Annotated in this window: 10 protein-coding genes; 5 read left to right on the top strand and 5 right to left on the bottom strand. The window is 70.9% G+C overall.

Annotated features, from left to right (window positions below):
- Positions 1-29: 29 nt before the first annotated feature.
- The 3 genes from G5C65_RS05485 to G5C65_RS05475 are packed head-to-tail and all read left to right on the top strand — an operon-like array spanning position 30 to position 3,693.
- Positions 30-1,082: a sugar ABC transporter substrate-binding protein gene (locus G5C65_RS05485; RefSeq protein ID WP_165297473.1), complete on the top strand. Its 1,053-nt coding sequence runs from the start codon at positions 30-32 to the stop codon at positions 1,080-1,082.
- Positions 1,079-2,650, top strand: coding sequence for an ATP-binding cassette domain-containing protein (locus G5C65_RS05480; RefSeq protein WP_165297472.1), 1,572 nt, complete (start codon positions 1,079-1,081; stop codon positions 2,648-2,650). Before G5C65_RS05485 ends, G5C65_RS05480 begins: the two co-directional genes overlap by 4 nt.
- Entirely contained in the window at positions 2,647-3,693 is a 1,047-nt protein-coding gene (locus G5C65_RS05475; protein ID WP_165297471.1) for an ABC transporter permease, read from the top strand. The genes G5C65_RS05480 and G5C65_RS05475 overlap by 4 nt, the downstream gene beginning before the upstream one ends.
- A 62-nt stretch (positions 3,694-3,755) precedes the next feature.
- Here the strand turns inward: G5C65_RS05475 and G5C65_RS05470 are convergent, their stop codons facing one another.
- From G5C65_RS05470 to G5C65_RS05450, 5 genes are all read right to left on the bottom strand, one after another.
- Positions 3,756-4,427 carry an FCD domain-containing protein gene (locus G5C65_RS05470; RefSeq protein ID WP_165297470.1) on the bottom strand — a complete coding sequence of 224 codons (672 nt, stop codon included), beginning with the start codon at positions 4,425-4,427 and terminating at the stop codon, positions 3,756-3,758.
- A gap of 376 nt (positions 4,428-4,803) precedes the next feature.
- Complete coding sequence (locus G5C65_RS05465) at positions 4,804-6,414, bottom strand: glycerol-3-phosphate dehydrogenase/oxidase (RefSeq protein WP_165297469.1); 1,611 nt, start codon at positions 6,412-6,414, stop codon at positions 4,804-4,806.
- A gap of 5 nt (positions 6,415-6,419) precedes the next feature.
- Positions 6,420-7,964 (bottom strand): glycerol kinase GlpK, encoded by a 1,545-nt coding sequence (glpK, locus tag G5C65_RS05460; RefSeq protein ID WP_165297468.1) that lies wholly within the window; start codon positions 7,962-7,964, stop codon positions 6,420-6,422.
- Positions 7,965-8,020: 56 nt separating this feature from the next.
- A complete protein-coding gene (locus G5C65_RS05455; RefSeq protein WP_165297467.1) occupies positions 8,021-8,785 on the bottom strand; it encodes an MIP family channel protein in 765 nt (254 codons plus the stop codon).
- Between the two features lie 180 nt (positions 8,786-8,965).
- Positions 8,966-9,733 (bottom strand): IclR family transcriptional regulator, encoded by a 768-nt coding sequence (locus G5C65_RS05450; RefSeq protein ID WP_165297466.1) that lies wholly within the window; start codon positions 9,731-9,733, stop codon positions 8,966-8,968.
- 215 nt (positions 9,734-9,948) lie between these two features.
- Here G5C65_RS05450 and metH point away from each other — a divergent pair, with 215 nt between their 5' ends.
- Both metH and G5C65_RS05440 read left to right on the top strand, forming a co-directional pair.
- The gene (gene metH / locus G5C65_RS05445) at positions 9,949-13,467 is read left to right on the top strand and encodes a methionine synthase (protein ID WP_165297465.1); all 3,519 of its coding nucleotides are present in this window, start codon (positions 9,949-9,951) and stop codon (positions 13,465-13,467) included.
- A gap of 95 nt (positions 13,468-13,562) precedes the next feature.
- Positions 13,563-14,264 carry an HAD family hydrolase gene (locus G5C65_RS05440; protein ID WP_165297464.1) on the top strand — a complete coding sequence of 234 codons (702 nt, stop codon included), beginning with the start codon at positions 13,563-13,565 and terminating at the stop codon, positions 14,262-14,264.
- Positions 14,265-14,621 lie beyond the last annotated feature (357 nt).

The raw sequence follows: 14,621 nt of genomic DNA, 5'->3' as shown, positions 1-14,621 counted from the left end.
CCCCACAACCGAGGACGGGACGACGACCCATGCGACTGCGCACGCGCACCCTCCGGACCACCGGCGCCGCCTCCTGCGCCCTGCTCCTGACTGCCGCCGCCCTCGCGGGCTGCAACCGCGGCAGCGAGGGCGGAGCCGCGGCCAGGGGCAAGGTCGGCATCGACATGCCGCGCACCGACACCGACTTCTGGACCGCCTATCAGAGCTACGTCAAAAAGGGCGTCGACAACGGCACCGTGGACGCACTGCCCCTGTCCAACTCGCAGAACGACATCTCCAAACTGGTCGCCAACGTCCAGACGTTCACCGACCAGGGCGCCGAGGCCGTTGTCATGGCCCCGCAGGACACCGGGGCGATCTCCTCCACCCTGCGGAACCTCGCGGAGCGGGACGTCCCCGTCGTCAGCGTCGACACCCGGCCCGACAAGGGCGAGGTCTACATGGTGGTACGCGCCGACAACCGCGCCTACGGGCGCAAGTCGTGCGAGTACCTGGGCGAACAGCTGGGCGGCCGGGGCCGCGTCGCCGAGCTCCAGGGCGACCTCAGCTCCATCAACGGCCGGGACAGATCCGAGGCGTTCGCGTCCTGCATGAAGAAGAAGTACCCCAGGATCACGGTGCATGAGCTGCCCACCAACTGGGACGGCAAGGAGGCGTCCGCCAAGCTGCAGAGCCTGCTCGCCCAGCACCGCGACCTGGACGGCATCTACATGCAGGCCGGCGGTGCCTTCCTGCAGCCCACCCTCGCCCTGCTGGAGCAGAAGAACCTGCTGCGCCCGCCCGGCGCCAAGGGGCACATCACCATCATCTCCAACGACGGCATCCCCGAAGAGCTGAAGGCGATCCGCCAGGGCAAGATCGACGCCACGCTGTCCCAGCCCGCCGATCTGTATGCCAAGTACGCCCTGAGGTACGCCCGCGCCGCGCTGGACGGCAGGACCTACGAGCCCGGCCCCACCACCCACGGGTCGAAGATTGTCAAGCTCCCCAACGGACTGGAGGACCAGCTCCCCGCCCCGCTCGTCACCAGGAAGAACGTCGACGACAAGGCGCTGTGGGCCAATCAGACGGAGAAGCGGTGACCGGCCCGCAGCCCGCCGGGACGGCGGCCGTGCACGCCGAGGGGATCGTCAAGCGCTACGGCGCGACGGTCGCGCTGGACGGTGTGGGGCTGACCGTACGCCCCGGAGAGGCGCACGCCCTGGTGGGCCGGAACGGTGCGGGCAAGTCCACCCTCGTCTCCGTCCTCACCGGCATGAACCGCCCCGACGCGGGCCGGGTCACCCTCCACGGCCGTCCCGCACCGCCCTTCGGGGACACGGAGGCGTGGCGCGGCCACATCGCCTGCGTCTACCAGCGCTCCATGGTCGTGCCCGAGCTGACGGTAGCGGAGAACCTCTTCCTCAACCGCTTCCCCGGCACCCGTCCCATCCGCTGGCCCGCCCTGCGGCGGCGGGCCGGTGCGCTGCTGCGGGAGTACGGCGTGGACGTCGATCCCGCCCGGCGCACCAGGGACCTCACCGTCGAGCAGCGGCAGTTCGTGGAGATCGCGCGGGCGCTGTCCTGCGGCGCCCGGACCGTGATCCTCGACGAGCCGACCGCGCAGCTCGACGCGGGCGGCATCGCCCGGCTCTTCACCAAGCTGCGCGAACTGCGCGCCCAGGGCGTGGCGTTCCTGTTCATCTCGCACCACCTCCAGGAGGTGTACGAGCTGTGCGACACCGTCACCGTCTACCGCGACGCACGCCATGTGCTCACCGAGCCCGTCGCCGGTCTGCCCCGGCGGGAGCTGGTCGCGGCGATGACCGCCCAGGAGACCGGAGGGAGCGCCGCGGGGGAGGGCGCGGCCGCGGGGAGGGCGGCCGCGGCCGGCCGCGCCGCCCCGGAGGGCGGGCCCGTGCTGCGCGCCCGCGGGCTGGCGCTCCGGGGCGCGTACGGGCCCGTCGACCTCACCGTGCGCGCGGGCGAGGTCCTCGGCCTCGCCGGAGCCACCGCGAGCGGCAGCACGGCGATCGGCGAGACCCTCGCGGGGCTGCGCCGGCAGACCGCAGGGACGGTCACCGTACGCGGCCGCACCGTGCGCCCCGGCAGCGTCCCGCACGCCCTGGAAGCGGGCATCGGCTACGTCCCCAAGGACCGGCACCTCCAGGGCCTCGTCCCGCAGCGCAGCGTCGCCGAGAACGCCACGCCCGTCGCCGACCAGCTCGGCCGGTGGGGCGCTGTGCTGCCCTCCCGGACGCGGGAGTTCGCCCGCCGGATGATCGGCTCCCTGGACATCAAGACCTCGGGTCCCCGGCAGCCCGTCTCCGGGCTCTCCGGCGGCAACCAGCAGAAGGTCGTCGTCGCCCGTGCGCTGGCCCGCGACCCCGGCGTACTGGTCGCCGTCCGGCCCACCGCCGGAGTCGACGTCACGTCCAAGGACACGCTGCTCGGCATCGTCCGGGAGGTCGCCGACCAGGGGCGCGCCGCACTGATCGTCTCGGACGAACTGGACGACCTGCGGGTGTGCGACAGGGTGCTGGCCCTGTTCCACGGGCGGATCGCGGCCGAGTACGGCACCGAGTGGAGCGACCAGGAGCTGGTCGCGGCGATGGAAGGCATCACAGGACAGCACGGGCACCCAGGGCACCCCGAGGAGAGCGCACCATGACCGACACCGCCCAGCCGCCGGCCCGCGAGCTGACGGACGGCCGGGAACCGGAACACCGGGAGAGCGCCCGCGCGAGGATCGACTTCGCGCGGTGGCGCGACCTGTCCCTGGTGCCGGTCATCCTCGTCCTCGGGCTGATCGGCTTCATCGTCTCGCCCGCCTTCCTGACGACGGACAACCTCCTCGGCGTCGTCCAGCAGTCGACCGAACTCGGCCTGCTGGTGCTCGGCCTGGCGCTGGTGCTCATCTGCGGCCGGATGGACCTCTCCCTGGAGTCCACCCTGGGCGTGGCGCCCGTCGTCGCCATGTGGCTCGTCCTCCCGTCGGACGGCAGCCGGTTCCACGGCCTGGGCCTCCTGCCCACCTGGCTGGCCATTCCGCTCTGCCTCGCCGTGGGCGCGCTGATCGGCGCCACCAACGGCTTTCTGATGCTGAAGCTCCGCGTCAACGGGTTCATCGCCACCCTCGGCATGCTGACGATGCTGCGCGGCCTGCACGTCGGACTGTCCGAAGGGCAGTCGATCGTCAACGTCCCCGACTCCTTCCGGTACCTGGGCAGGGCCGACTGGCTGGGCGTCCCTGCGGCGGTCTGGCTCTGCCTGCTGCTGTACGCGGCGGCCGGGCTCTTCCTCGCCTACATGCGGCACGGGCGGGCGCTGTACGCGATCGGCGGCAACCCGGAGGCCGCGCGCGCCGCCGGCATCCGCACCGACCGGCTCACCTGGGCCGTGCTGGCCCTCGCGGGCACACTCGCCGCCTTCGCCGGGATCCTCTACACCGGCCACTACGGCTCGGTCTCGGCCGGCCAGGGCGACGGCTGGATCTTCCAGGTGTTCGCAGCGGCGGTGATCGGCGGCATCGGGCTGCGGGGCGGCAGGGGCACCGTCTTCGGGGCGCTGACGGGCGTGCTGACGCTGCAGCTCGTGGTGAACGTGATGACGCTCGGCGGGGTCCCGCCGCTGTGGAACCAGTTCCTCAACGGCGCCATCATCATCGTGGCGCTCGTCATCTCCCGCTTCGCGGGCGGAGAGCGCCAGGAATGAGCCCGGCGGCGCCGGCCGCGCCGCTTCGTCACAGGGCGGAGCGGTCACAGGGCGGAGCGCCGTCACAGGGTGGAGCGCAGCCACTGCTCCACGCTCGCGATGTGCACCGTCGCCCAGGAGCGCGCCGCCTCCGTGTCGCGGGCCCGCAGGGCGGCGAGGATCTGGCGGTGCTCGTGGAGGGTGCGGCTGACGGCGTGCTCCTGGGTCAGCCCGCGCCACACCCGGGCCCGCGTGGTGGGCCCGGACAGCCCGTCCAGCAGGGAGCACAGCACCGAGTTGCCGGAGGCGGCCACGATCCGGCGGTGGAACTCCAGATCGGCGGCGACCAGCTCCTCCACCGACGGATCGTCGCCCAGCGCGTCCAGCTGCGCCTCCAGCGCGTCCAGCTCGCCGTCCGGGATCCGCACCCCGGCCATCGCGGTCGCCGCCGGCTCCAGGATGCGGCGCACCGCGAGGAACTCCAGGACCGTGTCGTCGCGGTGGAAGTCCACCACGAAGCTCATGGCCTCCAGCAGCAGCTGCGGGTCCAGACTGGTGACGTAGGTGCCGTCGCCCTGGCGCACGTCCAGGATGCGGATCAGGGACAGCGCGCGCACCGCCTCCCGCAGCGAGTTGCGCGACAGCCCCAGGTCGGTCGCCAGCTCGCTCTCCTTGGGCAGCCGGTCGCCGGGCCGGAGCGCACCCGAGACGATCATCCCCTTGATCTTCTCGATCGCCTCATCGGTAACCGCCACGCTCTGCCTCCCTGACCCGAGTCCTGACCTTCGGCGCATCCGCAGACATCGGATGTCTCCGCCCCATTATGGCCCGGGACCGCGCACCCGCCCGCCGCACATCCGGGCAGCCGGCCGGCACCGGTGGGCGGGGTCGCCGTGACCGTCGGCGCCGGGAGGGTCCGCGTTCCCCATGCGACGGGAGCATGCCATCTTCCCCGCCCCTCCGGGGCGGCGGCCCGCGGTCCGCACACCGCGGGGCAGACGACGAGACCGGCGGCGCCCGACATCCTCCCGCAGGGTGTGCGGGGGCGTCGTAGGGCACCGCCGGTCTCCGCCGTCGGTCACCTCGGGCCGCGGCGGGCGAGGGGGCCTCGGCCCCGCCGCGCGCCGCGGCTCAGCTCTCGCGCTCGGCCAGGATCTTCTCCACCCGCTCGCGGACCTCCGGGGTGTCGAGGCCGCGGATCGTCAGGGTCATCCTGCGCCGCGCCACGTCGTCCGCGGTCTGCGCCCACTCGTGGTCCCGCGCGTACACCACCTGGGCCCAGATCTCCGGGCCGTCCGGGTGGACGCGCTCGCCCAGCGCGGGGTCCTCGTTCACCAGGCGGGCGATGTCGAAGGAGAGCGAGCCGTAGTGCGTGGCCAGCTGGCGCGCGGTCAGCGGGTCCATCCGCACGCCCGGCTCGCGGTCCACCAGCAGACGGTGGGCGACCGCGTTCGGGTTCGAGACGCCGGGCAGCGGGGTGCGCCGCACCAGCTCCTTGACCGGCACCGAATCCTCGGCGAGACCGCCGCCCGGCAGCTGCTCCAGCTTGTTCATCACCGTGCGGCCGATGTGCCGGTACGTCGTCCACTTGCCGCCCGCGACGGACAGCATGCCGCCCCGGCCCTCGGTGACCACCGTCTCGCGCTTGGCGGACTCGACGCCGCCCGGCCCGCCGGGCAGCACGCGCAGGCCCGCGAAGGCGTACGTCATCAGGTCCCGCGAGAGGTCGGCGTCGCGCACCGAGAACGCGGCCTCGTCCAGGATCTGCTGGATGTCGGCCTCGGTCGCCCGCACGTCCGCGGGGTCGCCGGTGTACTCCTCGTCCGTGGTGCCCAGCAGCAGCTGGTCCTCCCACGGCAGCGCGAAGGTGATGCGGTACTTGTCGATGGGGGTGGCCATCGCGGCGCGCCACGGCGAGTTCCGCTTGAGCACCAGGTGGGCGCCCTTGGACAGCCGGATGGACGGGGCGGCGCCGCTGTCCTCCATACGCCGCAGGTGGTCGACCCACGGCCCGGTGGCGTTGAGCACCAGGCGGGCGTTCACGCCGAACTCGGCGCCGTCCGTGCGGTCCCTCAGCTCCGCGCCCGTCACCCGGCCGCGGGTGAAGCGCAGCCCGGTGACCTCGGCGTGGTTGAGCACGACAGCGCCCGACTCGACGGCGGCGCGGACCGTCATCACGGCCATCCGGGAGTCGTTCATCTGGTGGTCGCCGTAGACCGCGACCGCCTTGAGGTTGTCCGTGCGCAGCGCCGGGTTGTCGGCCGCCGCCTTGGCGGGGGAGATGACCCGGCCCACGCCGTCGCCGAAGGCGGACAGCGCGGAGTACGCGAAGACGCCCGCGCCCAGCTTGGCGGCGCCGTGCGGGCCGCCCTTGTAGACGGGCAGATAGAAGGTGAGCGGGTTGACCAGGTGCGGGGCCACGTCCTTGGCCAGCACCCGCCGCTCATGGTGGTTCTCCGCGACCAGCTTGACCGCACCGGTCTGCAGGTAGCGCAGACCGCCGTGCACCAGCTTCGAGGACGCGGAGGAGGTGGCGCCGGCGAAGTCGCCGGCGTCCACCATGGCCACCCGCAGTCCCGACTGCGCCGCATGCCAGGCGACCGAGGTCCCCAGGATGCCGCCGCCGATCACCAGCAGGTCGTACGTCGCGTTCGCGAGCAGCTCTCTGGTCTCGGCGCGGCCAGGGTTGCTGCCGGCAGCCGGGTGCGTCCCCAGGGCGGGGACGCTCTGCAGGGTGTTCATTGTCCTCAGCTCTCCTCTTCGATCCAGCCCATGGTCCGCTCGACGGCCTTGAGCCAGTTCCGGTATTCCCGCTCACGCGTCTCCGCGTCCATGCGGGGGGTCCATTCGGCCGCGCGCTTCCAGTTGGCGCGCAGCTCCTCGGTGTCCGACCAGAAGCCGACGGCCAGCCCGGCCGCGTACGCGGCACCCAGGCAGGTGGTCTCGGCGACCATCGGGCGGACGACCGGGGCGTCGAGGACGTCCGAGATGGTCTGCATCAGCAGATTGTTGGCGGTCATGCCGCCGTCCACCTTCAGGGAGGTCAGCTCGACCTCGGAGTCCTTCTGCATCGCGTCGACGATCTCGCGCGTCTGCCACGCGGTGGCTTCCAGCACGGCACGCGCGAGGTGCGCCTTGGTGACGTAACGGGTGAGGCCCGCGATCACACCCCGCGCATCCGAACGCCAGTACGGGGCGAACAGGCCGGAGAACGCGGGCACGAAGTACGCGCCGCCGTTGTCCTCCACCGAGCTGGCCAGCGTCTCGATCTCCGCCGCGCTGTTGATGAGGCCCATCTGGTCCCGCATCCACTGCACCAGCGAGCCGGTGACCGCGATCGAGCCCTCCAGCGCGAAGACCGGCTCCTGGTCCCCGATGCGGTACCCCACGGTCGTCAGCAGGCCGTTGTAGGAGTTGATCGGCTCGTGGCCGGTGTTCATCAGCAGGAAGGTGCCGGTGCCGTACGTGGACTTGGCCTCGCCCGGGGAGTAGCACGTCTGGCCGAACAGCGCGGCCTGCTGGTCGCCCAGCGCGGAGGCGACGGGCAGCCCGGACAGCTCGCCGACGGCCTCGCCGTACACCTCGGCGGACGAGCGGATCTCGGGCAGCACGGCCATCGGGATGCCGATGGAGGAGCAGATCTTCTCGTCCCACTGCATGGTGTGCAGGTTCATCAGCAGCGTGCGGGACGCGTTGGTCACATCGGTGACGTGCCGTCCGCCGTTCGGCCCACCGGTGAGGTTCCAGATGACCCACGAGTCCATCGTGCCGAACAGGATCTCGCCGTTCTCGCAGCGCTCCCGCAGCCCCTCGACGTTGTCCAGCAGCCAGCGGATCTTCGGGCCCGCGAAGTACGAGGCGAGGGGGAGGCCCGTCTCGCGGCGGAACCGGTCCTGGCCGACGTTGCGGCCCAGGTCCTTGCAGAGCGCGTCGGTGCGGGTGTCCTGCCAGACGATGGCGTTGTGCACCGGCTTGCCGGTGGCCTTCTCCCACAGCACGGTCGTCTCGCGCTGGTTGGTGATGCCGATCGCCAGGACGTCCTTCTTGGTGATCCCGGCGTTGCTCAGCGCGCCCGTGACGACCTGCTGGACGTTCGCCCAGATCTCGGCGGCGTCGTGCTCGACCCAGCCCGGCTTGGGGAGGATCTGCTCGTGCTCCTTCTGGTCGACCGAGACGATACGGCCGTCCTTGTCGAAGACGATGCAGCGGCTGGAGGTGGTGCCCTGGTCGATGGCCGCGATGAAGGGGCCTCCGCCGTGCGCGGAGGCGGTGGTGGCGTGTGTGTCGCTCATGGTGTGCTCCGATTACTTCGTTCGGATCGGTCGGCTGTGGCGTCCCGCGACGGCGGCTAGCCCCATACGAGGTTGTATATGCCAGCGGCGGCCGCGGCACCCGCGAGCGGGCCGGCGATGGGCACCCAGGCGTAGCCCCAGTCGCTTCCGCCCTTGTTCGGCAGCGGCAGCAGCGCGTGCACGATACGGGGGCCGAGGTCGCGGACCGGGTTGATCGCGTACCCCGTCGGACCGCCGAGGGACAGGCCGATGCCCACCACGACCAGTGCGGTGATCAGGGCACCCATTCGGCCCAGGCCGACCGTGCCGTCCGCGTCCTTGACCAGACCCTGGGTGACGATGGCCAGGATGAGCACGAAGGTGGCGATGAACTCGGTGACGAAGTTCTGCACCGGGTTGCGTATCTCGGGCGACGTGAAGAAGACGCCGTGCACCGGACCCGGGTTGGAGGTCTTCTGCTTGGCCATCTCGGGCTCGTTGAGCGTGGCGTGCAGCTGGCCGTAGTAGGCGAGCCAGACCAGCACCGCGCCGATCACCGCACCGAGCAGCTCGCTGCCCATGTAGACCGGCACGTCGCCCCAGTCCGTGTCGCCCTTGATGGCCAGAGCCAGGGTGACCGCCGGGTTCAGGTGCGCGCCCGAGGTTTGGGCGATGTACGCACCGGTGAGAACTGCGAAACCCCAACCGAACGCGATGGCGACCCACCCGGCCTCGAAAGCCTTCGAGCGCTTGAGGTTGACGGCGGCGCAGACGCCGCCGCCGAGGAGGACCAGCACCATGGTGCCGAGGACCTCGCTCTGGAAGATGTCGGAGCTGGACACCCGCGACTCCTTTGTCCTTTAGTCCAGATGGATAGGCGGGCCGGGTAAACGTCCGGTGTTCGACAATGTCGACCGCCGAACGGCAGTTTTCTCCCTGGTGAGGATCTCGTCAAGAGGGTGTGACGGATGACTCCCGAATGTCCGCCCTGGTCGGAGCTGTCCCGGTTGGTGGGACCGCGCCTAGAAACGCCGCAGCGCGCCGAGGTCCCGGGAGACCGCCCGCGCGCAGTCGCGCACCGCGGCCACCAGGTGCGGATGCAGCTCGCCCTCGGCGCACACCCGCTCCACGGCGCCGGTGACGCCGACAGCCCCCACCGGCATCCGGCGCCGGTCGTAGACGGGAGCGGCGACCGAGGCCAGCCCGTTCCAGGTCTCCTCCACGTCGGACGCCCAGCCGCGCGCCCGCACCACCTCCAGCAGCTCCTCGAACGCCTGCTCGTCGGTGACCGTGCGCTCCGTGAAGACCCGCCGCTCGACGTCCGCCGCCTGGCTGTGCGCCACCGGGTCGTACGCCGCCAGCACCTTGCCCAGGGCCGTGCAGTGCAGCGGCTGCATCGCACCCACCTCCAGCACCTGACGGCTGTCGTCGGGCCGGAAGACGTGGTGCACGATCAGCACGCCCTGCTGGTGCAGCACCCCCAGGTAGACGCTCTCGCCGCTCGACCGCGCCAGGTCGTCCGTCCAGACCAGCGCGCGGGCCCGCAGCTCGTGCACGTCCAGATAGCTGTTGCCCAGCCGCAGCAGCTCGGCTCCGAGCTGGTACTTGCCGGTGGCCGCGTCCTGCTCGACGAAGCCCTCCTGCTGCAGCGTGCGGATCAGCCCGTGGGCCGTACCCTTGGCGAGGTCGAGGGCCGAGGCGATCTCGGAGAGGCCGAGCCGCCGCTCACCACCCGCCAGCAGTCGCAGCACCGCGGCAGCGCGCTCCAGCGACTGGATGGACCGGGCCATCTGGTACCTCCGTGACCTGCTCTGTCTGTTGTTCGGCAATGTCGAACGGTATCGTTACATGCCGACCAGGGGGAAGTGCCGTTTTGAGCCGTCCACACCCCTGTTCCGCGGAATACCTATCGAGCACCCTTGCGCAGGCCCTATACGCTGACCGGGTGCGCTGTCTCCAGGGACGGCGCAAAGCCGACAGCCGTCGCATCCCAGGGAGCTCTTCCATGGCCTCGTCGCCTAGCAGCACGTCCGCACCCAAGAACCCGACCCGGGCCGACGCCCTCCGGCAGGCACTCGCCGAGCGCGTGGTCGTCGCCGACGGGGCGATGGGGACGATGATCCAGGCGCAGGACCCCACTCTTGACGACTTCCAGCAGCTTGAGGGCTGCAACGAGATCCTCAACGTGACGCGTCCGGACATCATCCGCTCCGTCCACGAGGAGTACTTCGCGGCCGGTGTGGACTGCGTGGAGACGAACACCTTTGGCGCGAATTTTGCGGCGCTGGGGGAGTACGAGATCACCGACCAGATCCACGAGCTGTCCGAGAAGGGCGTGCGCATCGCCCGCGAGGTCGCCGACGAGTTCGACGCCAAGGACGGCCGCCAGCGCTGGGTCCTCGGCTCCATGGGCCCCGGCACCAAGCTGCCCACCCTCGGCCACGCCCCCTACACCACGCTCCGCGACGCGTACCAGGAGAACGCCGAGGGCATGATCGCCGGCGGCGCCGACGCGCTGCTGGTGGAGACCACCCAGGATCTCCTGCAGACCAAGGCGTCCATCATCGGCGCCCGCCGCGCCATGGACGCCACCGGCGCCGACCTCCCGCTCATCTGCTCGGTCACGGTGGAGACCACCGGCACCATGCTGCTGGGCTCCGAGATCGGCGCGGCGCTCACCGCGCTGGAGCCGCTGGGCATCGACATGATCGGCCTGAACTGCGCCACCGGCCCGGCCGAGATGAGCGAGCACCTGCGCTACCTGGCCCAGCACGCGCGCGTCCCGATCTCCTGCATGCCGAACGCGGGCCTGCCCGTCCTCGGCAAGGACGGCGCCCACTACCCGCTGACCGCGGAGGAGCTCGCCGACGCGCACGAGGGCTTCGTCCGCGACTACGGCCTCTCCCTCGTCGGCGGCTGCTGCGGCACCACCCCCGAGCATCTGCGGCAGCTCGTGGAGCGGGTCAGAGGCTCCGCGCCCGCCGAGCGCACCCCGCAGGCCGAGCCCGGCGCCGCCTCCCTCTACCAGACGGTCCCGTTCCGCCAGGACACCTCGTACATGGCCATCGGCGAGCGGACGAACGCCAACGGGTCCAAGAAGTTCCGCGAGGCCATGCTGGAGGGCCGCTGGGACGACTGCGTGGAGATGGCCCGCGACCAGATCCGCGAGGGCGCCCACATGCTCGATCTGTGCGTCGACTACGTCGGCCGGGACGGCGTGGCCGACATGGCGGAGCTGGCCGGCCGCTTCGCCACCGCCTCCACGCTGCCCATCGTGCTGGACTCCACCGAGATCGGCGTCATCCAGGCCGGCCTGGAGAAGCTGGGCGGCCGCGCGGTGATCAACTCGGTGAACTACGAGGACGGCGACGGCCCCGAGTCCCGCTTCGCCAAGGTCACCACGCTCGCCAAGGAGCACGGTGCCGCGCTGATCGCCCTCACCATCGACGAGGAGGGCCAGGCCCGCACCGTCGAGAACAAGGTCGCCATCGCCGAACGGATCATCGCGGACCTGACCGGCAACTACGGCATCCGTGAATCCGACATCCTCATCGACACCCTGACCTTCACCATCTGCACCGGCCAGGAGGAGTCCCGCAAGGACGGCATCCACACCATCGAGGCGATCCGGGAGCTCAAGAAGCGCCACCCGGACGTGCAGACCACGCTGGGCCTCTCCAACATCTCCTTCGGCCTCAACCCGGCCGCGCGCATCACCCTCAACTCCGTCTTCCTCGACGAGTGCGTCAAGGCGGGCCTCGACTCGGCGATCGTCCACGCGAGCAAGATCCTCCCGATCGCGCGCCTGGAGGAAGAGCAGGTCAACGCCGCCCTCGACCTCATCTACGACCGCCGCAGCGAGGGCTACGACCCGCTGCAGAAGCTCATGGAGCTGTTCGAGGGCGCCACCGCCAAGTCCCTGAAGGCGGGCAAGGCCGAGGAGCTGGCGGCCCTCCCGCTGGACGAGCGGCTGCAGCGCCGCATCATCGACGGCGAGCGCAACGGCCTGGAGGAGGACCTGGAAGCGGCGCTGGAGGAGCGCCCGGCGCTGGCGATCGTCAACGACACCCTGCTGGCCGGGATGAAGGTGGTCGGCGAGCTGTTCGGCTCCGGCCAGATGCAGCTCCCGTTCGTCCTGCAGTCCGCCGAGGTGATGAAGAACGCGGTCGCCCACCTCGAACCGCACATGGAGAAGTCCGACGACGACGGCAAGGGCACCATCGTGCTGGCCACCGTCCGCGGCGACGTGCACGACATCGGCAAGAACCTGGTCGACATCATCCTCTCGAACAACGGCTACCAGGTCGTCAACCTGGGCATCAAGCAGCCCGTCGCCGCCATCCTGGACGCCGCCAAGGAGCACCGGGCCGATGTCATCGGCATGTCCGGGCTGCTGGTGAAGTCCACGGTGATCATGAAGGAGAACCTGGAGGAGCTGAACGCCCGCAAGATGGCCGACGACTACCCGGTCATCCTCGGCGGGGCCGCCCTCACCCGCGCCTATGTCGAGCAGGACCTGCACGAGGTGTACGAGGGCGAGGTCCGCTACGCCAAGGACGCCTTCGAGGGCCTGAGCCTCATGGACGCGCTGATGGACGTCAAGCGCGGCGTACCCGGCGCCAGCCTGCCCGAGCTGAAGAAGCGCCGGGTGGCCAAGCGGGACGTGGACATCCCCGAGCCGGAGGCCAACGACGGATCCGTGCGTTCCGACGTGGCCACCGACAACCCCGTGCCCGAGCCCCCGTTCTGGGGCACCAAGGTGATCAAGGGGATCGGGCTGAAGGAGTACGCCTCCTGGATCGACGAGGGGGCCCTCTTCAAGGGCCAGTGGGGCCTGAAGGAGGCCCGCAAGGGCGACGGGCCCTCCTACGAGGAGCTGGTGGAGTCCGAGGGGCGCCCCCGGCTGCGCGGCTGGCTCGACCGACTGCACACGGAGGGCCTGCTGGAGGCCGCCGTCGTCTACGGCTACTTCCCCTGCGTCTCCAAGGGCGACGACCTCATCCTGCTGGACGACCAGGGCAACGAGCGCACCCGCTTCACCTTCCCCCGGCAGCGCCGCGGGCGGCGGCTGTGCCTGGCGGACTTCTTCCGCCCGGAGGAGAGCGGCGAGACGGACGTCGTCGGCCTCCAGGTGGTCACGGTCGGCTCCAGGATCGGCGAGAAGACGGCCGAGCTGTTCGCCGCCGACGCCTACCGCGACTACCTGGAGCTGCACGGGCTCTCCGTCCAGCTCGCCGAGGCGATGGCCGAGCTCTGGCACGCGCGGGTCCGCTCGGAGCTCGGCTACGCGGGCGAGGACCCGGAGCAGATGCAGGGCATGTTCGACCTGAAGTACCGCGGCGCCCGCTTCTCGCTGGGCTACGGCGCCTGCCCCAACCTGGAGGACCGCGCGAAGATCGCCGAGCTGCTGCGGCCCGAGCGGATCGGGGTCGAGCTGTCCGAGGAGTTCCAGCTGCACCCGGAGCAGTCCACCGACGCGATCGTCCTCCACCACCCCGAGGCGAAGTACTTCAACGCCCGTTAACAGACCGTCGTACACTGTTCGGTCCGGTACAGGCCGGTCGTCCCTTCCCGCCGGGAATGGGCGACCGGCCTTCCTGTCCCCCAGGAGGCGCGCGGATGACCAGTTCCCTTCCCGCAGTCGGCACTCTGACGGCCGAGGGCCCAGCTCTTGAGGGGGTGCTGCTCGACATGGACGGCACCCTGGTGGACACCGAGGACTTCTGGTGGGACGCGGAGGTCGAGGCGTTCGCCGAACTGGGGCACGAACTCCGCGAGGAGTGGCGCTCCGTGGTCGTGGGCGGCCCGATGGCGCGTAGCGCCGGGTTCCTGATCGAGGCGACCCGCGCCGAGATCGGCCTGGAGGAGCTGAGCGTCCTGCTCAACCGGAAGTTCATCCAGCGGGTGGAGCGCGGGGTGCCGCTGATGCCCGGCGCCCGGCGGCTGCTGACGGAGCTGACCGCCCAGGGGATCCCCGCCGCGCTCGTCTCCGCCTCGCACCGCACCGTCGTCGACCGGATGCTGGTCTCGCTCGGCCGGGAGCACTTCAGGTTCACTCTGGCGGGTGATGAGCTGCCGCGGACCAAGCCGCACCCGGACCCGTACCTCGCCGCCTCGGGCCGCCTCGGGGCTGATCCGGCGCGCTGCGCGGTGCTGGAGGACACCGCCACCGGAGTGGCCTCCGCCGAGGCCGCGGGCTGCCCCGTGGTGGCGATCCCGTCGCTGGCGCCGATAGAGCCCGCGCTCGGCCGTACGGTCGTACGCTCGCTCGAAGAGGTCGACCTGTCGTTCCTCCGGTCCCTGGTCGCGATGTCCGGCTGAGCGATCATGGTTTCCGGTGAGCGCGGGTGTGCTCACGCGAGGTCTGTTCCCATCCGGAAACGCGGTGGGGACGCTGGGCGTCGGACCGCTCATTTTGTGTGACGGACGCAGCGTCGGGCGGCCTCAATTCCGCTGTCCGGTTGGCCACTTGGCGACGTGATGTTCGTCACGTGTGTGGGACTCGACAGGGTCCCCGCTGTGTGGTGAGAAGGTGGCGTCAGATGGATTTCACGTTCCTTTGTGTCCCTATTGGTTGACGGAAGCGCCCTACGTTCCGCCGTTCGGATAACGGACGGCGGGGGTTCGGTTTCAGCGTGCGAAACCGCTACCTACCGGCCCCCTCGGGATGGGCGGGGC

This window comes from Streptomyces boncukensis (assembly GCF_011045075.1).
In the GTDB taxonomy this organism is placed as follows: Bacteria; Actinomycetota; Actinomycetes; order Streptomycetales; family Streptomycetaceae; genus Streptomyces; species Streptomyces boncukensis.
The sequence above is the reverse complement of the archived record's forward strand: the minus strand, read 5'-3'. Positions and strand labels throughout refer to the sequence as shown.

What these genes read in the sequence shown, in the direction of transcription:
- G5C65_RS05485 (WP_165297473.1), top strand. Translation starts at nt 30, where the DNA reads ATGCGACTGCGCACGCGCACCCTCCGGACCACCGGCGCCGCCTCCTGC.
- G5C65_RS05475 (WP_165297471.1), top strand. Translation starts at nt 2,647, where the DNA reads ATGACCGACACCGCCCAGCCGCCGGCCCGCGAGCTGACGGACGGCCGG.
- G5C65_RS05465 (WP_165297469.1), bottom strand. Translation starts at nt 6,414, where the DNA reads ATGAACACCCTGCAGAGCGTCCCCGCCCTGGGGACGCACCCGGCTGCC.
- glpK (WP_165297468.1), bottom strand. Translation starts at nt 7,964, where the DNA reads ATGAGCGACACACACGCCACCACCGCCTCCGCGCACGGCGGAGGCCCC.
- G5C65_RS05450 (WP_165297466.1), bottom strand. Translation starts at nt 9,733, where the DNA reads ATGGCCCGGTCCATCCAGTCGCTGGAGCGCGCTGCCGCGGTGCTGCGA.
- metH (WP_165297465.1), top strand. Translation starts at nt 9,949, where the DNA reads ATGGCCTCGTCGCCTAGCAGCACGTCCGCACCCAAGAACCCGACCCGG.
- G5C65_RS05440 (WP_165297464.1), top strand. Translation starts at nt 13,563, where the DNA reads ATGACCAGTTCCCTTCCCGCAGTCGGCACTCTGACGGCCGAGGGCCCA.